Origin of the sequence: Nocardia sp. NPDC019323, assembly GCF_044389845.1 — a bacterium.
Classification (GTDB): domain Bacteria; phylum Actinomycetota; class Actinomycetes; order Mycobacteriales; family Mycobacteriaceae; genus Nocardia; species Nocardia implantans.
The window spans coordinates 155,646-178,489 of sequence record NZ_JBIRYN010000009.1; the positions used below are offsets into that span (position 1 = coordinate 155,646).

General features: G+C 70.6%; 23 protein-coding genes and 1 pseudogene. 15 read left to right on the plus strand and 9 right to left on the minus strand.

Annotated elements, in window-relative coordinates; all coding sequences use genetic code 11:
• The first annotated feature begins 33 nt into the window (after positions 1-33).
• From ACH49X_RS28140 to ACH49X_RS28150, 3 genes are all read left to right on the plus strand, one after another.
• The gene (locus tag ACH49X_RS28140; protein ID WP_357111317.1) at positions 34-453 is read left to right on the plus strand and encodes a VOC family protein; all 420 of its coding nucleotides are present in this window, start codon (positions 34-36) and stop codon (positions 451-453) included.
• A 78-nt stretch (positions 454-531) separates the two neighbouring features.
• Positions 532-3,291, plus strand: coding sequence for a phosphoenolpyruvate carboxylase (ppc, locus tag ACH49X_RS28145; protein ID WP_357209224.1), 2,760 nt, complete (start codon positions 532-534; stop codon positions 3,289-3,291).
• Between the two features lie 35 nt (positions 3,292-3,326).
• On the plus strand, positions 3,327-4,631 hold the full coding sequence (locus tag ACH49X_RS28150; RefSeq protein WP_397071290.1) for an amino acid deaminase: 1,305 nt from the start codon (positions 3,327-3,329) through the stop codon (positions 4,629-4,631).
• 69 nt (positions 4,632-4,700) lie between these two features.
• On the opposite strand, the gene ACH49X_RS28155 is transcribed toward ACH49X_RS28150, so the two are convergent.
• Positions 4,701-5,258 (minus strand): TetR/AcrR family transcriptional regulator, encoded by a 558-nt coding sequence (locus tag ACH49X_RS28155; protein ID WP_195082788.1) that lies wholly within the window; start codon positions 5,256-5,258, stop codon positions 4,701-4,703.
• Positions 5,259-5,370: 112 nt separating this feature from the next.
• On the opposite strand from ACH49X_RS28155, the gene ACH49X_RS28160 reads away from it, so the two are divergent.
• A complete protein-coding gene (locus tag ACH49X_RS28160; protein ID WP_357209215.1) occupies positions 5,371-6,471 on the plus strand; it encodes an FAD-dependent monooxygenase in 1,101 nt (366 codons plus the stop codon).
• Positions 6,472-6,475: 4 nt separating this feature from the next.
• Here the strand turns inward: ACH49X_RS28160 and ACH49X_RS28165 are convergent, their stop codons facing one another.
• Positions 6,476-7,432, minus strand: coding sequence for a YafY family protein (locus ACH49X_RS28165; protein ID WP_357209222.1), 957 nt, complete (start codon positions 7,430-7,432; stop codon positions 6,476-6,478).
• Positions 7,433-7,495: 63 nt separating this feature from the next.
• On the opposite strand from ACH49X_RS28165, the gene ACH49X_RS28170 reads away from it, so the two are divergent.
• Complete coding sequence (locus ACH49X_RS28170; protein WP_357209214.1) at positions 7,496-8,683, plus strand: epoxide hydrolase family protein; 1,188 nt, start codon at positions 7,496-7,498, stop codon at positions 8,681-8,683.
• A 25-nt stretch (positions 8,684-8,708) separates the two neighbouring features.
• On the opposite strand, the gene ACH49X_RS28175 is transcribed toward ACH49X_RS28170, so the two are convergent.
• Positions 8,709-9,680, minus strand: a complete 972-nt coding sequence (locus tag ACH49X_RS28175; RefSeq protein WP_357209213.1) for a WYL domain-containing protein — start codon at positions 9,678-9,680, stop codon at positions 8,709-8,711.
• 63 nt (positions 9,681-9,743) lie between these two features.
• Here ACH49X_RS28175 and ACH49X_RS28180 point away from each other — a divergent pair, with 63 nt between their 5' ends.
• Positions 9,744-10,235 carry a pyridoxamine 5'-phosphate oxidase family protein gene (locus ACH49X_RS28180; protein ID WP_195082792.1) on the plus strand — a complete coding sequence of 164 codons (492 nt, stop codon included), beginning with the start codon at positions 9,744-9,746 and terminating at the stop codon, positions 10,233-10,235.
• Between the two features lie 47 nt (positions 10,236-10,282).
• Here ACH49X_RS28180 and ACH49X_RS28185 read toward each other — a convergent pair whose 3' ends face one another.
• From ACH49X_RS28185 to ACH49X_RS28200, 4 genes are all read right to left on the minus strand, one after another.
• On the minus strand, positions 10,283-11,530 hold the full coding sequence (locus ACH49X_RS28185; RefSeq protein WP_357209212.1) for an RNA polymerase sigma factor: 1,248 nt from the start codon (positions 11,528-11,530) through the stop codon (positions 10,283-10,285).
• On the minus strand, positions 11,531-11,869 hold the full coding sequence (locus tag ACH49X_RS28190) for a YciI family protein (protein WP_195082794.1): 339 nt from the start codon (positions 11,867-11,869) through the stop codon (positions 11,531-11,533).
• Entirely contained in the window at positions 11,866-12,468 is a 603-nt protein-coding gene (locus ACH49X_RS28195) for a dihydrofolate reductase family protein (protein WP_195082795.1), read from the minus strand. Before ACH49X_RS28195 ends, ACH49X_RS28190 begins: the two co-directional genes overlap by 4 nt.
• 108 nt (positions 12,469-12,576) lie before the next feature.
• A complete protein-coding gene (locus tag ACH49X_RS28200) occupies positions 12,577-13,383 on the minus strand; it encodes an isocitrate lyase/phosphoenolpyruvate mutase family protein (RefSeq protein WP_357209211.1) in 807 nt (268 codons plus the stop codon).
• 65 nt (positions 13,384-13,448) lie between these two features.
• Here ACH49X_RS28200 and ACH49X_RS28205 point away from each other — a divergent pair.
• From ACH49X_RS28205 to ACH49X_RS28240, 8 genes and pseudogenes are all read left to right on the plus strand, one after another.
• Positions 13,449-13,640, plus strand: a pseudogene (locus ACH49X_RS28205) (winged helix-turn-helix domain-containing protein); the annotation flags it as partial.
• A 181-nt stretch (positions 13,641-13,821) separates the two neighbouring features.
• On the plus strand, positions 13,822-14,154 hold the full coding sequence (locus ACH49X_RS28210; protein ID WP_357209225.1) for a hypothetical protein: 333 nt from the start codon (positions 13,822-13,824) through the stop codon (positions 14,152-14,154).
• Positions 14,155-14,301: 147 nt separating this feature from the next.
• Complete coding sequence (argC, locus tag ACH49X_RS28215) at positions 14,302-15,360, plus strand: N-acetyl-gamma-glutamyl-phosphate reductase (RefSeq protein WP_357209210.1); 1,059 nt, start codon at positions 14,302-14,304, stop codon at positions 15,358-15,360.
• A complete protein-coding gene (gene argJ, locus ACH49X_RS28220; RefSeq protein ID WP_195082799.1) occupies positions 15,357-16,574 on the plus strand; it encodes a bifunctional glutamate N-acetyltransferase/amino-acid acetyltransferase ArgJ in 1,218 nt (405 codons plus the stop codon). The genes argC and argJ overlap by 4 nt, the downstream gene beginning before the upstream one ends.
• Positions 16,571-17,506 (plus strand): acetylglutamate kinase, encoded by a 936-nt coding sequence (gene argB, locus ACH49X_RS28225; protein ID WP_195082800.1) that lies wholly within the window; start codon positions 16,571-16,573, stop codon positions 17,504-17,506. The genes argJ and argB overlap by 4 nt, the downstream gene beginning before the upstream one ends.
• Positions 17,503-18,705 (plus strand): acetylornithine transaminase, encoded by a 1,203-nt coding sequence (locus ACH49X_RS28230; RefSeq protein WP_357209208.1) that lies wholly within the window; start codon positions 17,503-17,505, stop codon positions 18,703-18,705. Before argB ends, ACH49X_RS28230 begins: the two co-directional genes overlap by 4 nt.
• Complete coding sequence (gene argF, locus ACH49X_RS28235) at positions 18,702-19,646, plus strand: ornithine carbamoyltransferase (protein ID WP_357209207.1); 945 nt, start codon at positions 18,702-18,704, stop codon at positions 19,644-19,646. Before ACH49X_RS28230 ends, argF begins: the two co-directional genes overlap by 4 nt.
• Entirely contained in the window at positions 19,643-20,143 is a 501-nt protein-coding gene (locus ACH49X_RS28240; protein ID WP_067808221.1) for an arginine repressor, read from the plus strand. The genes argF and ACH49X_RS28240 overlap by 4 nt, the downstream gene beginning before the upstream one ends.
• Positions 20,144-20,171: 28 nt before the next feature.
• Here the strand turns inward: ACH49X_RS28240 and ACH49X_RS28245 are convergent, their stop codons facing one another.
• On the minus strand, positions 20,172-20,591 hold the full coding sequence (locus ACH49X_RS28245) for a type II toxin-antitoxin system VapC family toxin (protein ID WP_357209206.1): 420 nt from the start codon (positions 20,589-20,591) through the stop codon (positions 20,172-20,174).
• Entirely contained in the window at positions 20,588-20,875 is a 288-nt protein-coding gene (locus ACH49X_RS28250) for a hypothetical protein (RefSeq protein WP_397071299.1), read from the minus strand. Before ACH49X_RS28250 ends, ACH49X_RS28245 begins: the two co-directional genes overlap by 4 nt.
• A 286-nt stretch (positions 20,876-21,161) precedes the next feature.
• Between ACH49X_RS28250 and ACH49X_RS28255 the strand changes: the two genes are divergently transcribed.
• On the plus strand, positions 21,162-22,364 hold the full coding sequence (locus ACH49X_RS28255; RefSeq protein WP_067808206.1) for an argininosuccinate synthase: 1,203 nt from the start codon (positions 21,162-21,164) through the stop codon (positions 22,362-22,364).
• Positions 22,365-22,844: the final 480 nt, after the last annotated feature.

The following is a 22,844-nucleotide window of genomic DNA, read 5'->3' on the forward strand; positions in this document are numbered from 1 at the left end:
CGCCCGGCCCTGACGAAGAAAAGGAGCATCATCATGAGCAACGGCGCGGACCTCGCCCTCACCCACATCGGCGTGCTGGTCGCCGACCAGGACAAGGCCCTGGAGTTCTACCGTGACGTCATCGGCCTCGAAGTGCGTGCGGACCTGCCGTTCGCCGGGGGCCGCTGGCTGACCGTCGGCCCGGCGAAGCAGCCCGGCATCGAGTTCATCCTGGAGACCCCCGAGATGGTGCCGGACGAGGCGGCCGGTGCCGCCGCGCGGGCGCGGCTGGCCAGCGGCGCGCAGGGCACGTTGATCTTCACCACCGATGCCGTCGACGCCACGTTCGCCCGGCTGCGCGACGCAGGCGTCGAGGTGACGCAGGAGCCGATCACGCAGCCGTACGGCGTCCGTGACTGCGGATTCCGCGACCCGTGGGGCAACCACCTGCGCTTCTCCGAACTGCCCGGCTGAGCCGGGCGCGGCCGGTGTGGGCCGCGTCGCATTCCCCGGCGGGCCGGAGGGCAATACTGTCTGATCATGGGTGAAACGATGAGCGAGACCCAGCAGGACGCCATCCGGCCGCTGCGCGACGACATCCGGTTTCTCGGTGGCGTGCTCGGTGACACCATTCGCGACCACGAGGGGCCGGAGGTCTTCGACCTCATCGAACGGGTGCGCATCGAGGCGTTCCGGGTGCGTCGCGAGGAGGTCGGGCGCAGCGCCGTCGCGCAGATGCTGGACGGCGTGGACATCGCGGTGGCCCTTCCGCTCATCCGCGCCTTCAGCTACTTCGTGCTGCTGGCCAATCTGGCCGAGGACATCCAGCGCGACCGCCGCCGCGTCGCGCACGAGACGGCGGGCGAACCGCCGCAGGACTCGTCGCTGGCGGCCACCTACCGCAAGCTGGACGCCGCGGCGCTGGACGGAACCCGCGTCGCGGACCTGCTGTCGGACGCGCTGGTGTCGCCGGTGATCACCGCGCACCCGACCGAGACGCGCCGCCGCACCGTCTTCGACGCGCAGGCCCGGATCACCGAGTTGATGCGCCTGCGCCAGCGCTACGCCGAGAACGAGCGCGAGCGGGCCGATCTGGAGCGGCGCATCCGCCGCCAGGTGCTGAGCCTGTGGCGTACCGCGCTCATCCGCTTGGCCCGCCTGCGTATCCAGGACGAGATCTCGGTGGGTCTGCGCTACTACGACCTGACCCTGCTCGACGTGATCCCGGCGATCAACGCCGAGGTGCGCGCCGCGCTGCGCTCCCGCTGGCCGGGAGTCGAGCTGCTGCCGCGCCCGATGCTGCGTCCCGGCTCCTGGATCGGCGGCGACCGCGACGGCAACCCGTTCGTCACGGCCGAGGTGGTGCGGCAGGCCGCCTACCGCGCCGCGGGCGTCGCGTTCGAGCGCTACCTGCGCGACCTGGTGGAACTGGAGAAGACACTGTCGTTGTCGGCCCGGCTGGTGGCCGTGACGCCCGAGGTCGCCGCGCTCGCCGAGAGCGGTTACCCCGATCCGGCCACGCACGCCGACGAGCCGTATCGCCGCGCGCTGCACCACATCCGGGCCAGGCTGACCGCCACCGCGCTGGCCGCGCTCGGGGAGGCGCCGCCGAACGGACTGGACGAAGGGGCGCGGCCCTACCCGGCTCCGCAGGCCGTGCTGGACGACCTCGACGCGATCGATGCCTCGCTGCGGCGCAGCGGCGACGGCCTGCTCGCCGACGACCGGCTCGCCGCGCTGCGGCACGCCGTGGAGACGTTCGGCTTCCATTTGCAGAGCCTGGATCTGCGCCAGAACTCCGAGGTGCACGAACAGGTCGTCGCCGAACTGCTGGCCTGGGCGGGGGTGCATGCCGACTACGCGAGCCTGCCGGAGCCGGATCGGGTGGAACTGCTCGCCGCCGAACTGCGCACCCGCCGCCCGCTGCTCGGCCCGCACGCCCGGTTGAGCGAACTGGCCGACAAGGAACTCGGCATCGTCAGCGCCGCCCGCGAGGTGGTGGACACCCTCGGCCCGGAGGCCGTGCCGAACTACATCATCAGCATGTGCACGTCGGTCAGCGATCTGCTCGAGGCCGCCCTGTTGCTGAAGGAAGGCGGACTGCTAGACCCGGGGGAGCCGGACGGGCCGCCGAGCTGCCCGGTGGGCATCGTCCCGCTGTTCGAGACCATCGAGGACCTCGGCGCTGGCGCGGCCACACTGTCGGCGGCGCTGGAGGTGCCGGTCTATCGCGATCTGGTGGCCGCGCGGGGAATGCGCCAAGAAGTGATGCTCGGCTACTCCGACTCCAACAAGGACGGCGGGTATCTGGCGGCGAACTGGGCGCTGTACCGGGCCGAGCTGGATCTGGTCGAGGTCGCCCGCAAGACCGGCATCCGGTTGCGGCTGTTCCACGGCCGCGGCGGCACCGTCGGTCGCGGCGGCGGCCGCAGCTACGACGCGATCCTCGCCCAGCCCGCCGGGGCGGTGCGCGGCTCGCTGCGGCTCACCGAGCAGGGCGAGGTGATCGCCGCGAAGTACGCCGAACCCGGTGCGGCGCACCGCAATCTGGAGTCGCTGATCGCGGGCACCTTGGAGTCGACGCTGCTGGACGTGGAGGGCCTGGGCGCCGACGCCGAGCCGTCCTACGGCATCATGGACGACTTGGCCGCCCGCGCCCGCGCCGCGTACGCGCGGCTGGTGCACGAGACCCCCGGATTCGTCGACTACTTCCGGCAGTCGACGCCGGTCGCCGAAGTGGGTGATCTGAACATCGGCAGCAGACCCGCCTCTCGCAAGCCGACGAATTCGGTCGCGGACCTGCGCGCCATCCCCTGGGTGATGTCGTGGAGCCAGTCGCGGGTGATGCTGCCGGGCTGGTACGGCACCGGCTCCGCACTGGAGGAGTGGATCGGCGGCGACCCGGAGCGGCTGGCGACTCTGGCCGATCTGTACCGCCGCTGGCCGTTCTTCCGCACCGTGCTGTCCAACCTGGCGCAGGTGATGGCCAAGAGCGATCTGGACATCGCCGCCCGCTACGCCGAACTCGTGGAGGATGTGGCCCTGCGGGAGCACATCTTCGGCATGATCCGCGACGAACACGCCAGAACCGTCCGCATGCACGCCGCGATCACCGGCAACGACCACCTGCTGGCCGACAACCCGTCGCTGGCCGAGTCCATCCACAACCGCTTCCCCTACCTGGAGCCGCTGAACCAGATGCAGGTGGAACTGCTGCGCAGGCTGCGCGCCGGGGACGATTCCGAACTGGTCAAACGCGGCATCCTGCTCACCATGAACGGCCTGGCCACCGCCCTGCGCAACTCGGGTTAGCCCCCCGAGGGGCGCGGTCGGGTAGGAAGAACGTCGTGTCGATCGACGAAGCAGCCGTGGCGGCGCTGGCGGACCGCAGGATCGGTCCCGAGCACAAGGGCATGCCACCCGCGTTCTGGGGCCGGACCGTGCGGGAGATCCGCGCCGCCGCGCCGGTGCTCGACCAGTTGGAGACGCCGGTGCTCACCGTCGACCGCGCTGCCCTGGCCGAGAACATCGCGGTGATGGCCGAGTGGGTGCGCGCGGCAGGCGTGCGGCTGGCGCCGCACGGCAAGACCACGATGGCGCCGCAGGTGTGGGCGGATCAGCTGGCCGCAGGGTCATGGGGCATCACTCTGGCCACCGTCTGGCAGACGCAGGTGGCGCGGTCCTTCGGTGTCGCGCGGGTGCTGCTGGCCAACGCGCTGGTCGATCCGGTCGGATTGCGGTGGGTCGCGGCGGAATCGGCGCGCGATTCGTCTTTCGAGTTCTACTGCTGGGCCGACAGCGTCGAAACGGTCGCGCTGATGGACGCGCATCTGCGCGGCGCACCGGAGGCGCCGCGGATCCGGGTGCTCGTGGAACTCGGTGGCCCGCACGGCAGAACCGGCGCGCGCACGGTGGAACAGGCGCATGCGGTGGCGCGCGCGATCGAGGGGGCGTCGCGGCTGACGCTCGCCGGTGTGGGCGGCTACGAGGGTGCCCTCGCGCACGACCGCACCGCGACCGGCATCCGCGCGGTGCGCGACTACCTCGGCGAACTCGCCCGGCTGCACCGGGAACTCGCCGCGGCCGGGCGATATCGCGGTCCGGCCGTCGTCACCGCGGGCGGCAGCGCCTACCCGGAACTCGCGCTCGAATACCTCGCCCCGCTGTCCGACGAGCATGGCGGCCGGGGCGTGGCGACGACGGTCGTGCTGCGCTCGGGCGCGTATGTCATCCACGACGACGGCTTCTACGCGAGCATGTCACCGCTGGCGGGTCCAGGGTCTGCGCGGCCGCTGCGTTCGGCGATGCACGGCTGGGCCCGTACCCTCTCGCGCCCGGAACCCGGCCTCGCTCTGCTGGACGCGGGCAAACGCGATCTCCCTTTCGACGAAGGGATGCCGATTCCGCAACGCATCGCCGGATCTGGAGGCGGTGTGCTCGACGCGGACGCGACGGTCTCGGCGCTCAACGACCAGCACGCCTTCCTCCGCCTGCCGGGCGGCTCGGCCACCGAGTTGCCCATCGGCGCGGTCGTGCGGCTCGGTCTGTCCCATCCGTGCACCGCCTTCGACAAATGGCGGCTCATCCCGGTGATCGATGACGCCGACGCTCCCACGCCGCGAGTGGTGGATCTGCTGCACACGTTCTTCTGACGAGCGGCGCCGCGCCCATCGCCACGGATCGGGTGACGCTGATCGCACGCGAATCGCGCGACCACGGCGCTAGTCGTTCGAAGCGATGAGTGCGCGCACCAACCGGTCCAGCACGGGGCGCGGATCGAAATCCGGTGTCGGATCGACCAATTGGTGCAAAATGATGCCCTCGAGCTGGCCTACCAAGATCTGTGTCGTCGCCCGATCCCCGCCGACGCTCGCCAGCAGGCTCGCGGCCCATTCGCCCAGCCTGCGGTGGCCGCGTCGCACCGTCTCGTGCAATGCGGGCGAGGTCTGTGCTTCCAGGAACAGCGCGTAGCGCGCCAGTGTCCGCGTGCGGTCGGTCCGCACCGCGTGGACGACGTAAGCGGCCGTGCCGTCGATGAGTTCTTCGACGGTGCCGGGGCCCGGTTGCCGGGTGAGCGCCTCCCAATCCGCGTAGTCGCGTGCCTCGAGGCGCTCGGCGATGCCGGCCAGCAGCGCCGCACGGGTGCGGAAGTAATTGGACGCCGATCCGGCGGGCATGCCCGCGACCTCGTCGACCGCGCGGTGGGTCACGGCGCGGATGCCGCGGGAGCCGAGCAGGTCGATCGCGGCGTCCAAGACGAGTTCGCGCTTGCTGGACATCCAGTGATACTACAGCAGTAGTGATATGGGTTACAGTACGGCGCCACGACACTACATCGGTAGTAGCGTTCGGGTGAGCTGCTCGCCGAGCGGTCCGGAGAAAGGGGAAGCGATGTCCGAGGCGGTCATCGTGGGCGGTGGCATCGGTGGTCTGGCGACCGCGGTGGCTTTCCTGCGGCAGGGCTGGCGCGTCGAAGTGCTGGAGCGGGCCGCCGAGATCGCCGCGGTCGGCGCGGGATTGTCCCTGTGGCCCAACGCTCTTCGCGCTCTCGACGCGCTCGGCCTCGGCGACCGGGTGCGCGCTCGGGCCGTCGAGGAGGGCGCTGCGGCCATTCGCGACCGCGCGGGACGCCGGCTGGCCGGGATCGACGCCGAGAAGCTCCGCGCCACCTACGGCAGCCCGATCATGCTGCACCGCGCCGACCTGGTGGACATCCTGCGGTCCGCCATCCCGGCGGAGGCAGTGCGCACCGGTGTGACCGTGACCGAAGCGCAGGCCGGCGGCACGGTGGTGCACTCGGCCGGGACATCCAGCGGGGACGTGGTCGTCGGCGCCGACGGCATTCGGAGCGCGGTGCGTCGCGCCGTGTGCGGTGAGATACGGCCCCGCTATGGCGGTTACACCGCCTGGCGTGTGGTCGTCACGCCCCATGATCCGGTCACCGATATGGGTGAAAGTTGGGGCCGCGGTGAGCGTTTCGGCTACGCGCCGCTCGCGGACGGACGGGTCTACTGCTACGCCACCGCGAACGTGCCCGCGGGTGCGGCGGGCGGGACTGCCGAACTGCGCGCGCGGTTCGGGGGATGGCACGAGCCGATCCCCGCCCTGCTCGCCGCGGCCGAGGACACCGAGGTGCTGCGGCACGACCTCTACGATCTGCCCGCGCTGAAAACCTTCGTGACCGGCCGGATCGCGCTGGTCGGCGACGCGGCGCACGCGATGATGCCCAACCTCGGGCAGGGCGCCTGCCAGGCGCTGGAGGACGCCGTCGTGCTGGCCGAGGTGGCGACCAGCGGTGGCGGTGACCTGAGCGCATACGACCGCGAACGCAGGCCGCGCACCCGGATGATCGCGTCCCGCTCGCGCCGGATCGGCACGGTGGCGCAGCTGTCGTTCCCGCCCTTGGTCGCGGTACGGGACGCGGTGCTGCGGGCGACCCCCGACTCGGTGCAACTCAGGTCGTTCGCGCCGGTCCTGGATTGGCGCTGCTAGCTCGCTACGGTGCGAAGTCGCGTACCGCGCGCTCGCAGCGGGCGGCCTGGGCGCGGAGCGCGTCGATGAGTTCCGGTGGGCCGGCGAGCACGGTGAAGTCGAGATCGACCGAGGTGATCATCCAGACCAGTTGTTCGGGCGTCTCGCTGCCGACGTGCAGGCGGCAGCTGTGCTCGTCGACGGCTTCCACGACGCCCGCACCGGGCCAGACGCGTCCGGCGGCGTCGTCGGCCGATCGGTGCAGCAGCACCGTCGCCTGATACGGCCACGAGTGGGCCGACAGCCGCATCGAAAGATATGCCAGGACATCGCCTTCCGGCGGCTCCCGGGGCGTGAAGCGCGGCCCGGTCGGAATCCGCGGGGTCATCCGGTCCACCCGGAACGTGCGCCAGTCGGCGCGGTCGACATCCCAGGCGACCAGGTACCAATGCCTGCTGAAGTGCACGAGGGTGTGCGGCTCGACGGTGCGCGGGCCGAGGGCGCCGCTGTGGGCGCGATAGTCGAACCGGAGCCGTTCGTGGCGCTGGCACGTTTCGGCGATGGCCATGAGCGTGTCCGGCTGGACCTCCGAGGCGGGCCCGTCGACCCGCAGGGTCGCGCCGCGCAGGGTGCGGATACGGTGCCGCAGGCGCGGCGGCAGCACCTGCTCCAATTTGGTGAGCGCGCGCAGCGACGCCTCCTCCAACCCGGTCACGGTGCCGCCGCGAAGCCCGACCGCCACCGCCACCGCTTCGTCGTCGTCGAGCAACAGCGGCGGCAGCGCTGCTCCCGCGCCGAGTCGGTACCCCGCGGCGCCGCGGACGGCATGGATCGGATAACCGAGTTCACGCAGCCGATCGATGTCCCTGCGCACCGTGCGCCCGGTGACGCCGAGCCGTTCGGCGAGTTCGGCACCCGTCCGGTCCGGACGGGTTTGCAGCAGAGTCAGCAGTTGAAGCAGGCGGGCCGACGTTTCCAGCATGTCCGCCAGCATGCCCGGAAGTTAGGAACGATCCCGTCCTAAGCGCTTCCTACGGTGGCCGCTATGACAACCGAACACGACATTCGTCCTTTCCGCATCGACATCCCGCAGGAGCGGATCGATGATCTGCACAGGCGCCTCGCCGATACCATGTGGCCGAGCGACCTGCCCGGCGCCGGATGGAGCAAGGGCATGCGCGTGTCCTACTTGCGACCGCTGGCCGAATACTGGCGTAGCGAATTCGACTGGCACGCCGTGGAAGCGGAGCTGAACGAGCTGCCGCAGTTCGTCACCGGCATCGCTGGACAACAGGTGCATTTCCTGCACGTCCGCTCGCCGGAACCGGATGCGCTGCCGCTGGTGCTCGGTCACGGCTGGCCCGCGTCGTTCACCGAGTTCTCGAAGGTGCTCGGACCGCTGAGCGATCCCCGCGCGCACGGCGGCGATCCGGCCGACGCGTTCCACCTGGTTGTTCCCTCGCTGCCGGGTTTCGCGTTCTCCGGGGTCTCGCCCGAGCCTGGCGCGGGCTCGACCGAGCGGTTCGCGGAGGTGGTCGCGGCACTCATGGCGCGTCTGGGCTACGACCGATACGGCGTCCAGGGCGGCGACGCGGGGTATTTCGTCGCCGCTCACCTCGGCCATATCGACCGCGAGCACTTGGTGGGCCTGCACGTGAACGGCCCGATCACGATTCCATCCTGGGACGGCGACGCCGAAAACTCCGGCGCCACGGACGAAGACCTGGCTCAGGCGGAATGGTCCGCGGCGGATCAGGCGAAGCTGGACACGATGACCGGTCCGGACAGCTATGCCCGCTACGACTACGCGACCGTGCAGGCGAACCGCCCGCAGACGCTGGCGATCGGCATCCAGGACTCACCCGCCGGGCTGCTGGCTTGGATCGCCGACCTGTTCCGGCAGTACACCAACCCGGCGATCGAGTTGCCCGACGACGCGGTGGGCCGGGACGCGCTGCTGACCAACGTCAGCCTGTACTGGTTCACCGGAACCTTCGCCTCCTCGCTGCGGCTCTACAGCGAATCCGCGGTATGGGGCGCGCCGATGCGGAAGTCCGATGTGCCGACCGCGGCGGCGATCTTCCCCGGCGACATGTCCGTCCGCAAACTCGCCGAAGACGCGCACAACATCGTCCGGTGGACCGAGTTCGACCGCGGTGGGCATTTCGCGGCGATGGAGGCGCCGGACCTGCTGATCGCGGACGTGCGCGAGTTCTTCCGCACACTGCGCTGACGGGCGCCCCGCCTCCTACGGTGATCTACTTCCGGGAGTAGCGCGCGTGCATGGCGGCGGCGGTCGCCGCGAGCCGCGCGCGCAGCTCGGGTGGTTCCAGCACCTCGACGTGCTCGCCGAGCGGCAGCAGGCCGTGGGCGAGCACGTCGTAGGACTCCGACGGAACGACCACCTCGACCCACCCCTCGGCATCGGGCGGTCCGGCCGAGGCCAGTGCCTCCGCGACCGCCGCCGGATCGTTCGTCAGCCGCAGCAATCGCAGGTGGGTGGCGGCGATCCGGCAGCGCGCCCGCACCCGCAGCATCGAGCGCGCGAAGTCGTCGGCGGCTTCGGACCAATGCGCTCTTAGATCGAATCCCACTGGGCGGGTGAAGGTTTCGCCGGTCGGTTCGGCGGCGACGATCCGGCCGACCCGGTAGGAGCGCGGTGTGCTCCCGCTGCGCGCGACCAGGTACCAGGTGCCCGCCTTGAGCACCAGACCGAGTGGGTCGAGTACGCGCTCGACCACCTTGTCGGTGCGGCGGTAGCGCACCAGTAGCCTGCGGTCGTGCCAGAGCGCGTCGGCGATGGTCGCGAGCATCGGCGTCTCGTCCGGCTGGTGGAACCAGCCCGGCACGTCGACGAGCACCCGCTCGGCGATGCGCGTCGCCCGCCCGCGCAGTTCCGGCGGCAGCGCGGCGAGCACCTTCAACTGCGCGGTGGCCAGCACGGTGCCCAGCCCGAGATCGGCGGCGGCGCCGGGCAGACCGGTCAGCAGCACCGCGTCGGCCTCGTCGGTGGTGAGGCCGGTCAGGCGGGTGCGGAAGCCGTCCACCAAGCGCACACCGCCGGCCCGGCCCGGCTCGGTGTAGACCGGGACACCAGCCGCCGAGAGGGCCTCGACATCGCGATAGACGGTGCGCACCGACACCTCCAGTTCCCTGGCCAGTTCGGGCGCCGTGAGCCCGCCCCTGGTCTGCAACAGCAACAGCAGTTGCACCAATCGACTCGCCCGCACGCAGGCGACACTAGCCGGAAACGTGGACAGAAGATGTCAGGTTCGGGCCGTACCGTCCTCGCCATGACCACTTGGAGCCGATTCACCGACGAAGCGCCGCACATCGCCGAGATCTTCGTGCGCAGGCACCGCGCGGCGGGCAATCTCTGCATGCTCGGCACCATCCGTTCCGACGGATCGCCGCGGATCAGTCCGATCGAGCCGCGCGTCTTCGAGGGGTCGCTGGTGATCGCGGGGATGCCGGGCACGACCAAGTTCCGCGATCTGGCCCGCGATCCGCGTTTCTGCCTGCACACCGCCACGGTGGACACGAACGTGTCCGACGGCGACGCCAAACTCTTCGGCGCCGTCGTCGACCTTCCCGACCGTGACGTGCACGTCCGCTTCGCCCAGCACCTGTTCGACGAGACCGGCTTCGACATCAGGGGCCGGGAGTTCGACCACTTCTACGTCGCCGATCTGACCGGAGCGTCCACGGTGGAGGTCGCGGGCGACCACCTCGACATCACCATCTGGAAGCCGGGCGAGGGCGAGCGCGTGGTCCGCAAGCACTGACCCGGCCCCTCCGGCGGCACGGCGACGATCTCCTCGCTGCCGTGTCGTCACTCGCCGCGGCACGGCTTCCGTTCGCCGAGTCCGGCGCGGCGCCGGGTCAGGAAATCCCGTTCGGCGGCGTTCTCGGTGCGCGCGATGGCGGCGTCGTAGGCTGCGACGGCTTCCTCGGTGCGCCCCAACCGGGCCAGCAGGTCGGCGCGAATGGCGTGGAACAAGTGGTAGCCAGCCAGCGGCAGGGCGTCCACCAGCGCCAACGCCGTCGCCGGGCCGTGCACTTCGGCGACCGCCACCGCGCGGTTGAGTGCGACGACCGGACTCGGCGTCAGGGCGGCGAGCTGGTCGTAGAGCCGCAGGATCTGGGTCCAGTCGGTAGCCGCGGCGGAGGGCGCGTCGGCGTGCACCGCGTTGATCGCCGCCTGCACCTGATACGGCCCCGGCCGGTCGCGGCGCAGGCACTGCCGGACGAGCGCGTGCCCTTCGGCGATGAGGCCGCGGTCCCACCGGCCGCGATCCTGTTCCGCGAGCGGGACGAAAGAGCCGTCGGCACCCGTGCGGGCGGCCCGGCGCGACTCGCTCAGCAACATGAGCGCGAGCAAGCCGGTCACCTCGGGTTCGTCCGGCATCAGTTCCGCCAGTAAGCGACCGAGCCGGATCGCCTCGGCACACAAGTCGGCCCGGATCAGCCGCGCGCCGGACGAGGCCGTGTGCCCCTCGGTGAAGATCAGGTACACCACGGCCAGCACCGCGCGCAGCCGGGCGGGCAGCTCGGCGTCGGCGGGCACCCGGTAGGGAATGCGGGCGTCGCGGATCTTGCCTTTGGCGCGCGTCAAGCGCTGCGCCATGGTCTTTTCCGGGACCAAGAAGACGCGGGCGATTTCGGCGGTGGCGAGCCCGCCGAGCAATCGGAGGGTCAGTGCCACCTGCGCCTGCTGTGCGAGCGCCGGGTGGCAGCAGGTGAAGATCAACCGGAGACGGTCGTCGCGCACGGCGCTCACGGGCTGCTCCGGTTCGTCCTGGGCGTGCAGGAGCGCCGCTTGCGCGTGCCGGTCCGCGCGAGAGGCCTCGCGGCGCAGGCGGTCGATCGCCCGGTTGCGCGCGGTGGTGATGATCCAGCCGGGCGGGCTCGGCGGCAGACCGTCGGCGGGCCAGCGCTGGACGGCGGCGGTGAACGCGTCCTGCACCGCGTCCTCGGCGACGCCGATGTCGCCGAAGACGCGGACCAGGCTCGCGACCGCACGGCCGTAGTGCTCGACGAACACCGCTTCGATCGCGCGTCCGGTCACCGGCTCGCTCATCTACGCGTCTTGGATCGGACGGACCTCGATCGGCAGGGTGACCACCGCGGCGAGCCTGCGGCCCCACTCCAGCGCCTCGTCCAGGTCGGCGGCGCGGATGACGGTGAACCCGCCGATGTGCTCCTTGCCCTCGACGTACGGGCCGTCGGTGATCAGCAGGTCGTCGCCTTCGGCGCGCAGCACGGTGGCGGTGCTCGGCGCGTGCAGGCCCGCGGCGAACACCCAGGCTCCGGCCGCGCGCATCTCGTCGTTCAGCGCCGCGAGATCCCGCATGATCTCGTCGAGGTCGTCCGGTACGCCTTCGTCGGGCTGGTAGATGCTGAGCAGGTAGTGCTTCACCGCGTCGTCCTTTCTCCATCGCGCCGGTAGGTGGTGATGACCACACCGGTACCGGTCACCACGGTCTCGACCGACCGCAGGCCGACCGGCTCCACCCCGTCGAACAGGCGGCGGCCGGTGCCGAGCACCAGTGGGTGGATCAGCAAGAGGTACTCGTCGATCAGATCGTGGCGCAGCAGCGAGCGCACCAGCTCGCCGCTGCCGAGCACCACCAGGTTCCGGTCCGGCTGTCGTCGCCGCAATTCCGGCACCGCCGTCGCCGCGTCGCCGCCGAGCCAGGTCGAGTTCTGCCAGGCCAGCGGCCCGCTGCCGGTACGGGATGCGACGATCTTCTCGGTCTTGTCCAGCGCTTCGGCCATCGGATCGCCGGTCTGCCGCGGCCAGTATCCCGCGAAATCCTCATAGGTGCGCCTGCCGAGCAGCAGCGCGCCCCGATTGGCCGCCATGTGCCTGCCCATGACCTGCGCCTGCTCCGGGTCGGCGTGCCGGTGCGCCCAGCCGCCGTGGGGGAATCCGTCCCTGGTGTCCTCGTCCGCCCGGCCCGGCGCCTGCATGACGCCGTCCAAGGTCAAGTGCTCCACCGCGATGATCCTGCTCATCTCCGCTCCTTCCGCGACCGGCGCGGCGCCGGTCTCACCACCTACACGAACGGGCCGGCGGTGAATCGACAGCGGCACGGGAAATTCCTCCGGTGATTTCCGGGGTGGTCAGGAGCGGATAGGCGCGGGCAGAAGACGTTGGACGTCGGAATAGCCGATGATGCCCGGCGCGACGGGCGCGTCGTTCCGCACGGCCCGGGCGACGTCCACGGCGGCCGACAGCGCCGCACGGTAGAGCAGCGACCCGGTGCTGATCCGGCGCACACCCAGGTCGGCCAGTGCCGCGACGCCGGGGCCGCCGGCCGAGTAGAGGACGTTGACCGGCAACTCGGTGGCCGCCACGACCCGCTCGATGCGCGCCGGGTCCGTCAGGCCGGGCACGAAGACGCCGTCGGCCCCGGCCGCGGAGTACCGTCGCACGCGCTCGTGCGTGGAGCCGTGCTCGAGACCAAGCCAGTAAGTGTCGACGCGGGCGTTGACGAACAGCTCCGGGGTGCGGTCCTTGATCGCGCCGATCAGCGCGGCTTGGCGCTGCGGGTCGGCCAGCGCGGAACCGGCACGGCTGTCCTCGAGATTGACGCCCGCGATCCCGCAGGCGGCGAGTTGCGCGGCGAGATCGGCGACCGCCTCGGACCGCTCGTCGAACCCGCCCTCGATGTCGACGGTGACCGGGATGGGCAGCCGCGCCAGGCGACGGGCCGCGGCGAACGTCTCCGCCTTCGTGGCTCCCGCGCCGTCGGCGAGCCCGGCAGCGGCGGCCACGCCCAGGCTGGTGGTCCCGATCGCCGGGAAACCCTCGTTGGCGAGCAGTGCCGCCGAGGCGAAATCCCAGGCGTTCGGCAGCACGAGGGGAAGGTCGCGGTGATGCAGGTCGCGGAAGATCCGGCATTTGGCCGGCGACGAAGACGAAGTCATGGCCGCGACCATAGCCACGGGACGTTTCGGCGCCCGCCGAAACGTCGGCGGACCATGATGAGGTCATGTCCGACCGAGGAGCCGAACTGGCGGCTCTGGCCGCTTTGCTCGCCGACCGCACCCGCGCCGGGATCTGCCTGGCGCTGGTGGACGGACGCGCCTGGACCGCGGGCGAGCTCGCGCGCCACACCGGTGTCGCGCCGTCCACCGCGACCGAGCACCTGGACCGACTGCGCGACGGCGGGCTGGTGGTCGAGCACCGGCAGGGCAGGCACCGCTATGTGCGGCTGGCCGGGCCGCAGGTCGCGGACCTGCTCGAGGCCATGGTCGCCCACCTCGGCCCGCAGGTTGCCCCGGTCACCGGGCTGCGCACCGCGACCGTCGCCGCCGCGCTGGCGTGGCCGCACCTGCTACGACCATCTCGCGGGCCGGTTGGGTGTGGCGGTCACCGATGCCATGAACGCGCGCGGCCTGTTGCGCGCCGAGGACGGCTTCGCGCTGACCGAGTCCGGTTCTGCCTGGCTCACCGAATCGATGGGCATCGACCCGGTGGCGCTGCGGGCCACACGGCGGGCGATCGTCCGGCCGTGTCTGGACTGGACTGAACGCCGTGTCCATCTGGGCGGCGCGGCGGGCGCGCAGCTCTGCCGCCGCATGATCGAGCTGGCGTGGCTGGAGCGCGTCGGCAGCGGACGCGCCGTCCGGGTGACGGCTTCGGGGGAGGCCGGGCTGTCCGACGCTCTCGGCATCGACGCCGACCTGCTGCGCTGACCTGCGGCGGGCCCTCGCCGCGCAGCATGCGCGACCGATACAGCGAGTCCGCCGTTTCGGGTGACGACGCGGCGGGTATCTGCTGGTCGTGACCGCGCCCGGCGACCAGGCTGTGAATGAGCTTGCATAGTCATGCATAATCATCACATGGTTGATTCCTCGGGCGGGCCCGTCGTGCGGGTCGCGGTAGCCGGTGCCAGCGGGTACGCGGGCGGCGAAGTGTTGCGTCTGCTGCTGGGGCATCCGGCCTACCGAACCGGGCGCCTCGTCATCGGGGCGCTGACCGCGGGCTCCAACGCGGGCACCACGCTGGGGGAGTTGCAGCCGCATCTGCTGCCGCTGGCCGATCGGGTGCTCGCGCCGACCACGGCCGCCGAACTGGCCGGGCACGACGTGGTCTTCCTCGGGCTGCCCCACGGTCAGTCCGCGGCCATCGCCGCCGAGTTGCCCGAGTCCACCGTGATCATCGACTGCGGCGCCGACTTCCGGCTCACCGACCCTCAGGCCTGGGAGAAATACTACGGCAGCCCGCACGCGGGCAGCTGGCCCTATGGTTTGCCGGAGCTGCCCGGCGGCCGGGAGAAGCTGCGCGCGGCGACGCGGATCGCGGTTCCGGGCTGCTATCCCACCGTCGCCAGCCTCGCACTGGCTCCCGCCGTGGCCGCGGGCATCGTGGAGCCCACCGTGCACGTGGTCGCGGTGAGCGGCACCTCGGGTGCGGGTCGCAAGCCGGACATCGGTCTGCTGGGCTCGGAGGTGATGGGTTCGGCGCGTGCCTACGGCATCGCGGGCGCGCACCGGCACACGCCGGAGATCGCGCAGAACCTCACGGCGGCAGGCGGCACGGACGTCACGGTGTCGTTCACGCCGGTCCTCGCGCCCATGCCGCGCGGCATCCTCGCCACCTGCACCGCGCCCACCCGCGTCGACGCGGCCCAGGCGCGCGCGGTCTACGAAAAGGCCTACGCCGACGAGCCTTTCGTGCATCTGCTGCCGGAAGGCGCGCTGCCGCAGACCGGTACGGTGCTCGGCTCCAACGCGGTCACCCTGCAGGTGGCCGTCGACGCCGACGCGGGCCTGCTCGTGGTGATCGGCGCGATCGACAACTTGACCAAGGGCACCGCGGGCGCCGCGGTGCAATCGATGAACCTGGCCCTCGGTCTCGAGGAGACCGCAGGACTTTCCACCGTAGGAGTGGCACCGTGACATCGACCGACATCGCCAGCGGCAAGCTGGTCCGCACCCAGGGCGTGACCGCGCCGCTCGGGTTCCGCGCGGCCGGCATCGCCGCGGGCATCAAGGCCAGCGGCAAGCCCGACCTGGCGCTGGTGTTCAACGAGGGGCCGGAATACCCGGCCGCGGGCGTGTTCACCCGCAACAAGGTGAAGGCGGCTCCGGTGCTGTGGTCGCAGCAGGTGCTGACCGGCAAGCGGCTGCGCGCGGTGATCCTCAACTCCGGCGGCGCCAACGCCTGCACCGGTCCGGGCGGATTCCAGGACACGCACAAGACCGCCGAAGAACTCGCCGCCGCGCTGAGCAATTGGGGCACCGAGACGGGGGCGGGGGAGATCGCGGTCTGCTCCACCGGCCTGATCGGCGACCGGCTTCCGATGGACAAGCTGATCCCCGCCGTCACCGAGATCGTGCACGAGATGGGCGGCGGCCTGTCCGGCGGCTCGGACGCCGCGTGGGCCATCATGACCACCGACACCGTGCCCAAGGAGGCGGCGTTCCACCACCGCGACAAGTGGAACGTCGGCGGCATGGCGAAGGGCGCGGGCATGCTGGCCCCGTCGCTGGCGACCATGCTGGTGGTGCTCACCACCGACGCGGCGGTGACCGCCGATCAGCTCGACCACGCGCTGCGCAACGCCACCGCGCGCACCTTCGACCGGCTCGACGTGGACGGCTCCTGCTCCACCAACGACACCGTGCTGCTGCTGGCCAACGGCGCCAGCGAGGTCAGCCCGAGCCAGGAGGAACTGGACGCCGCCGTGCTCGCGGTCTGCGACGATCTGGCCGCGCAGCTGATGGCCGACGCCGAGGGCGTCACCAAGCGGGTGCTGGTCACCGTCGCCGGCGCGGCCACCGAGGACGAGGCCGTCGCCGCGGCGCGCACCGTCGCCCGCGACAGCCTGGTCAAGACGGCGCTGTTCGGCTCCGATCCGAACTGGGGCCGGGTGCTCGCGGCGGTCGGCATGGCGCCGGTGACGCTGGACCCGAACCGGATCTCGGTGTCGTTCAACGGCAAACCGGTGTGCATCGATGGCGTCGGCGCGCCCGGCGCGCGCGAGGTCGATCTGTCCGGCGCCGACATCGAGGTGCTGATCGACCTGAACGTCGGCTCCGCGCGAGCGACCATCCGCACCACCGACCTCTCGCACGGTTACGTCGAAGAGAACTCGGCCTACAGCTCATGACCAGCGAGGTGCTGCACGCGCTTTCGGCGCTGGACAAGGCGCACGTCCTGGCCGGCGCCCTGCCGTGGTTGCAGAAGTTCCGGGACAAGATCGTCGTCGTGAAGTACGGCGGCAACGCCATGATCGATGACGACCTCAAGCAGGCCTTCGCCGCCGACATGGCGTTCCTGCGCACGGTCGGCGTGCACCCGGTGGTGGTGCACGGCGGCGGCCCGCAGATCAGCGCGATGCTGAAGAAGCTGGGCCTGCAAGGGGAATTCCGCGGCGGCTTCCGGGTGACCACGCCCGAGGTGATGGACGTGGTGCGGATGGTGCTGTTCGGCCAGGTCGGCCGCGAGCTCGTCGGCCTGATCAACTCGCACGGCCCGTACGCGGTCGGCATCTCCGGCGAGGACGCCGGGCTGTTCACCGCCACCCGCCGCACCGTGGAGGTGGACGGCGAACCCACCGACATCGGCTTGGTCGGCGACGTCACCGAGGTGAATCCGGACGCCGTGCTGGACCTGATCGGCGCGGGCCGCATCCCCGTGGTGTCGACCATCGCGCCCGACGCCGAGGGCGTGGTGCACAACATCAACGCCGACACCGCAGCCGCCGCGCTCGCCGAGGGCATCGGCGCCGAGAAACTGGTGATGCTCACCGACGTCGAGGGCCTGTACACGAACTGGCCGGACCGGTCGTCGCTCACCTCGAGCATCGATACGACGGCACTGGCCGAGTTGCTCCCGCGCCTCGATGCGGGCATGGTGCCCAAGATGGAAGCCTGCCTGCGCGCCGTGACGGCCGGGGTGCCCACCGCGCATGTCATCGACGGCCGGGTCCCGCACGCCGTCCTGCTGGAACTGTTCACCGGAGAAGGAATCGGAACGATGGTGACGGCCGCCCCGGTCGTCTCGAACGGGTCCGGCGCATCGAACGGAACGAAACAATGAGCACAGCTGAACTGCAGCAGCGGTGGTCCGCCGCGCTGATGAACAACTACGGAACGCCGAAGGTCGCGCTGGTCCGCGGCGCGGGGGCCGTGGTCTACGACGCGGACGGCAAGCGCTACGTCGATTTCCTCGGCGGCATCGCGGTCAACAGCCTCGGCCACGCCCATCCGGCGATCCTGGAGGCGGTCACCCAGCAGCTCGGCACGCTCGGGCACGTGTCGAATCTGTATGCCAGCGAGCCGGTCATCGAGCTGGCCGAGCGGTTGCTCGCGCATTTCGGCGACGGCGAGGGCCGAGCGTTCTTCTGCAACTCAGGCACCGAGGCCGTCGAGGCGGCGTTCAAGATCGCCCGCCTCACCGGGCGGCCCAAGATCGTCGCCTGCGAGGAGGCGTTCCACGGCCGCACCATGGGCGCGCTCGCCCTCACCGGGCAGCCGTCCAAGCGGACCCCGTTCGAGCCGATGCCGCCCGGCGTCGTGCACGTGCCCTACGGTGACGCCGCGGCGCTGGATGCCGCGGTGGACGAGGACACCGCCGCGGTCTTCCTCGAACCGATGATGGGCGAGAGCGGTGTGGTGGTGCCGCCGTTCGACTACCTGGCCAAGGCGCGGGAGATCACCGCGCGCAAGGGTGCGCTGCTGGTGCTGGACGAAGTGCAGACCGGCATCGGCCGCACCGGGAAGTTCTACGCCCACCAGGCCGTCGGCATCGTGCCGGACGTGATCACCCTGGCCAAGGGTCTCGGCGGCGGGTTGCCGATCGGCGCGGTGCTCGCCACCGGCCGGGCGGCCGATCTGCTCACCCCCGGCATGCACGGCACCACCTTCGGCGGCAATCCGGTGTGCGCCGCGGCGGCGCTCGCGGTGCTGCGCACTATCGACGAGACCGATCTGCTCTCGCACGTCGAGTCGGTCGGCAAGCGGCTCAGCGACGGTATCGAACTGCTCGAGCACCCGCTGATCGATCGGGTGCGCGGTGCGGGCCTGCTGCTGGGCATCGTGCTCACCGACGACGTGTCCGCCCGTGTCGAGACGCGGGCGCGGGAGGCGGGCTATCTGGTCAACCCGGCCAAGCCCGACGTGATCCGGCTGGCGCCGCCGCTGGTGCTCACCGAGACCCAAGCCGACAATTTCGTCGCCGATCTGCCCGGCATCCTCGACGCGGCGCTCGCGGACGTGAAAGGGGCTGCGGCACAATGACTTCGGTACGGCATTTCCTGCGTGACGACGACGTCAGCCCGGCCGAGCAGGCCGAGATCCTCGCCCTCGCGGCCGAATTGAAGAAGTCGCCGTTCGCGCGGCGCCCGCTGGAGGGCCCGCGCGGCGTCGGCGTGATCTTCGAGAAGAACTCCACCCGCACCCGGTTCTCCTTCGAGATGGGCATCGCCCAGCTCGGCGGGCACGCGGTGGTCGTAGACGGTCGCGACACCCAATTGGGCCGGGAGGAGACCCTCGGCGACACCGGCCGGGTGCTGTCGCGGTACGTGGACGCGATCGTGTGGCGCACCTTCGAGCAGTCCCGGCTCGACGAGATGGCCGCCACCGCGACGGTGCCGGTGGTCAACGCGCTGTCCGACGAGTTCCACCCCTGCCAGGTGCTGGCCGACCTGCAAACCCTCGCCGAGCACAAGGGCGAGCTGACCGGCCGGGAACTGGCCTACTTCGGCGACGGCGCCAACAACATGGCGCACTCGCTGCTGCTCGGCGGCGTCACGGCGGGTCTGAACGTGACCATCGCCGCGCCCGCCGGTTTCGAGCCGCAGCCGTGGGTGGTGGAGGCCGCGCGCAAACGCGCCGCCGAGACCGGCGCCACCGTCACGGTGACCGGCGACCCGGTCGCCGCCGCGTGGGGCGCCGACGCGCTGGTCACCGACACCTGGACGTCCATGGGGCAGGAGAACGACGGTCTGGACCGGGTGGGCCCGTTCCGCCCGTTCCAGCTCAACGCCGAACTGCTCGCCCACGCCAAGCCGGACGCGGTGGTGCTGCACTGCCTGCCCGCGCACCGCGGCGAAGAGGTCACCGACGAGGTGCTCGACGGGCCGCACAGCGTGGTGTGGGACGAGGCGGAGAACCGTCTGCACGCGCAGAAGGCGCTGCTGGTCTGGCTGCTGGAGCGACGATTCGGGGGAGGGGCGTGACCGAGGTCAGAAGCGGTCCCGCCATCGCACGCACCCGCGCCGGGCGGCAGTCGCGCATCGTCGAACTGTTGTCGGCGCACGCGGTCCGCAGCCAGACCGAACTGGCGGCGCTGCTGGCGGCCGAGGGCATCGAGACCACGCAGGCGACGCTCTCGCGCGACCTGGACGAACTGGGCGCGGTGAAACTGCGCGCCGCCGACGGCGGCGCGGGCGTCTACGTCGTCCCCGAGGACGGCAGCCCCGTCCGCGGCGTCACCGGCGGCACCGACCGCCTGTCCAAACTGCTCGGCGACCTATTGGTCTCCACCGACGCCAGCGGCAACATCGCCGTGCTGCGCACCCCCCCCGGCGCGGCCCACTACCTGGCCAGCGCCCTCGACCGCGCCGCCCTCCCGTACATCGTCGGCACCATCGCCGGCGACGACACCATCGCCGTCATCGCGCGAGAGCCGCTGACCGGAGCGGAAGTGGCCGCGAAGATCGAACAACTCGCCTGAGTGCGCAGTGCCCGTGATCGGGGGTGAGCTACGTCTCTGGACGGGGTACTGGAACCACGGTGAGCACGGCATCGGTCCCCTGGAAGTCATCCGGGTTCGTTGTGAACAGTGGCAGCCGGTTGGCGGCTGCCACCGCCGCGATCATCAGGTCGGCTTCCCGACGCCGTGGCTCGCGCCCCATGGCGATGACGCCCGCCGCAATCAGACCGTACTGACGCGCTGCGGCAGCATCGAACGGTAGAGGGTCGAACGTGGCCTCGACCCGTTGCAGACGCGCGATTCGACGTCCCCGCTCGACGGCATCATCCGTTTGATGAACACCGGCAGACAGCTCGGCAAGAGTCACCGCACTCGTCAGAAGCTCACCAGGAAGTGTTTCTCGGGATAGTTGCCCGAGGTGAATCAGGATGTTCGTGTCACCGAGACCGCGCAGATACCGCGAGGTCATTCCGATTCCTCGGCGCGGTGCGGTCGAAGATAAGCATCGAAGTGAGCCGTATCGTCGATGTGCTCGGCTTGATCGGCCCGGAATCGTTGGATATCCATCGGCGGCAGGTCCGCGAACGCCTCGAGCAACTCGTCCACCGGTACGGCTCGCCGCCGCGCGGGTGTGGGCGCTTGATTCACATACGAATCGATCGCGGCCAAGGCGACCTGCTGCATCGACCGGTGCTCGACCTCTGCCCTGCGGCGGAGGGCCTCGGTCTGTTCGTCGGTCAAGCGCAGGGTCATGGCCATACACCTGATGACCGCGCGGTATCACCCGACCGCCACCGTCGAATCCTACTCTCGGTGTGTCAGGTCGACGCCGGTGTGGCTCACTGCGAAGCAGCGGAGTCGAGGGGTGCGGACGCGACCCCAATTATGAATGGGCTTGCATCGTCGTGCATAATCATTTGCAGAACGACGCGGGCCCGCCCAGGCTGGTCGCGAGGCGTCGGGGCCGGGCCGTTCCCACTGCTCGGACACCCGCCATACTGCTGATACACCTACCGAACCATCGAGGAGCACACAGAACATGTCCGAGCGCGTCGTACTCGCCTACTCCGGTGGGCTGGACACCTCCGTCGCGATCAGCTGGATCGGCAAGGAGACCGGCGCCGAAGTGGTGGCGGTGGCCATCGACCTCGGCCAGGGCGGCGAGGACATGAACGTGGTGCGCCAGCGCGCGCTGGACTGCGGCGCCGTCGAGGCGATCGTGATCGACGCCCGCGACGAGTTCGCCGACCAGTACTGCCTGCCCACCATCCAGGCCAACGCGCTGTACATGGGCCAGTACCCGCTGGTGTCGGCGATCAGCCGGCCGCTGATCGTCAAGCACCTGGTGGAGGCCGCCAAGTTCCACGGCGCCAGCACCGTCGCGCACGGCTGCACCGGCAAGGGCAACGACCAGGTCCGCTTCGAGGTCGGCATCGGCGCGCTCGCGCCCGACCTGAACGTGATCGCCCCGGTGCGTGACTACGCGTGGACCCGGGAGAAGGCCATCGCCTTCGCCGAGGAGAACTCGCTGCCGATCAACGTCACCAAGAAGTCGCCGTTCTCCATCGACCAGAACGTGTGGGGCCGCGCGGTGGAGACCGGGTTCCTCGAGGACCTGTGGAACGCCCCGACCAAGGACGTCTACGACTACACCTCCGACCCGACCGTCAACTTCGAGGCTCCGGACGAACTGATCGTCACCTTCGACAAGGGTGTGCCGGTCGCCATCGACGGCCGCCAGGTCAGCGTGCTGGAGGCGATCGTCGAGCTGAACCACCGCGCGGGCCGCCAGGGCATCGGCCGGCTGGACATGGTCGAGGACCGCCTGGTCGGCATCAAGAGCCGGGAGATCTACGAGGCGCCCGGCGCCATCGCCCTGATCACCGCGCATCAGGCCCTCGAGCACGTCACCATCGAGCGCGAGCTGGGCCGCTACAAGCGGCAGGTCGAGCAGCGCTGGGGCGAGCTGGCCTACGACGGCCTGTGGTTCTCCCCGCTCAAGCGCGCGCTGGACGCCTTCATCACCGACACCCAGCAGCACGTCTCCGGCGACATCAGGATGGTGCTGCACGGCGGCTCCGCCGTGGTGAACGGCCGCCGCTCGGAGCAGTCGCTCTACGACTTCAACCTGGCCACCTACGACGAGGGCGACACCTTCGACCAGTCCCTGGCCAAGGGCTTCGTCCAGATCCACGGCCTGTCCTCCAAGGTCGCCGCCCGCCGCGACCTGAACCAGAAGTAGGCACTCGGCGTGCCGGTGCCGAACTAGCACCGGCACGCCGGCAGCTCCCGCGAGGGGCCCCGAACCAGAATTCGCGCTGCACGCCTCGACTTCGGCGGCGGTCGGGTAGGCAGGAGCATGGCTTCCCGTAGTCTCGAATCGGCGTTCTGAGGGTGCTGACAGGGCAGCAGTGCACCCCGAAAGCAACCTGCGAACGCCTTCGCCCCGCGCGCGAGGCCGCTCTCGGCAGATGGTGTCGAGCAACCATCGAACGGCCCAGCTGCGTCGAGCAGGAACTGCTCCATCTCGCGCGCCGCCGCTCACTGGTTCCTCGCGCCGACGGAACGACTGAGTCGCAACCCGACACACCAATTGATCCCGCACACCACGTACAACTGATCTCGCGAATCAACGGACCACCCGATCTCGGGATCAACGCGCCAATTGATCTCGCGGATCAACGCACCAACTGATTTCGCAAGAACATGGGTAACTCACCGG

Coding starts and splice junctions, on each gene's coding strand:
- ACH49X_RS28140 (WP_357111317.1), top strand. CDS start 34: ATGAGCAACGGCGCGGACCTCGCCCTCACCCACATCGGCGTGCTGGTC.
- ppc (WP_357209224.1), top strand. CDS start 532: ATGAGCGAGACCCAGCAGGACGCCATCCGGCCGCTGCGCGACGACATC.
- ACH49X_RS28155 (WP_195082788.1), bottom strand. CDS start 5,258: ATGTCCAGCAAGCGCGAACTCGTCTTGGACGCCGCGATCGACCTGCTC.
- ACH49X_RS28160 (WP_357209215.1), top strand. CDS start 5,371: ATGTCCGAGGCGGTCATCGTGGGCGGTGGCATCGGTGGTCTGGCGACC.
- ACH49X_RS28165 (WP_357209222.1), bottom strand. CDS start 7,432: ATGCTGGAAACGTCGGCCCGCCTGCTTCAACTGCTGACTCTGCTGCAA.
- ACH49X_RS28170 (WP_357209214.1), top strand. CDS start 7,496: ATGACAACCGAACACGACATTCGTCCTTTCCGCATCGACATCCCGCAG.
- ACH49X_RS28180 (WP_195082792.1), top strand. CDS start 9,744: ATGACCACTTGGAGCCGATTCACCGACGAAGCGCCGCACATCGCCGAG.
- ACH49X_RS28185 (WP_357209212.1), bottom strand. CDS start 11,530: ATGAGCGAGCCGGTGACCGGACGCGCGATCGAAGCGGTGTTCGTCGAG.
- ACH49X_RS28195 (WP_195082795.1), bottom strand. CDS start 12,468: ATGAGCAGGATCATCGCGGTGGAGCACTTGACCTTGGACGGCGTCATG.
- ACH49X_RS28200 (WP_357209211.1), bottom strand. CDS start 13,383: ATGACTTCGTCTTCGTCGCCGGCCAAATGCCGGATCTTCCGCGACCTG.
- argC (WP_357209210.1), top strand. CDS start 14,302: ATGGTTGATTCCTCGGGCGGGCCCGTCGTGCGGGTCGCGGTAGCCGGT.
- argB (WP_195082800.1), top strand. CDS start 16,571: ATGACCAGCGAGGTGCTGCACGCGCTTTCGGCGCTGGACAAGGCGCAC.
- ACH49X_RS28230 (WP_357209208.1), top strand. CDS start 17,503: ATGAGCACAGCTGAACTGCAGCAGCGGTGGTCCGCCGCGCTGATGAAC.
- argF (WP_357209207.1), top strand. CDS start 18,702: ATGACTTCGGTACGGCATTTCCTGCGTGACGACGACGTCAGCCCGGCC.
- ACH49X_RS28245 (WP_357209206.1), bottom strand. CDS start 20,591: ATGACCTCGCGGTATCTGCGCGGTCTCGGTGACACGAACATCCTGATT.
- ACH49X_RS28250 (WP_397071299.1), bottom strand. CDS start 20,875: ATGACCCTGCGCTTGACCGACGAACAGACCGAGGCCCTCCGCCGCAGG.
- ACH49X_RS28255 (WP_067808206.1), top strand. CDS start 21,162: ATGTCCGAGCGCGTCGTACTCGCCTACTCCGGTGGGCTGGACACCTCC.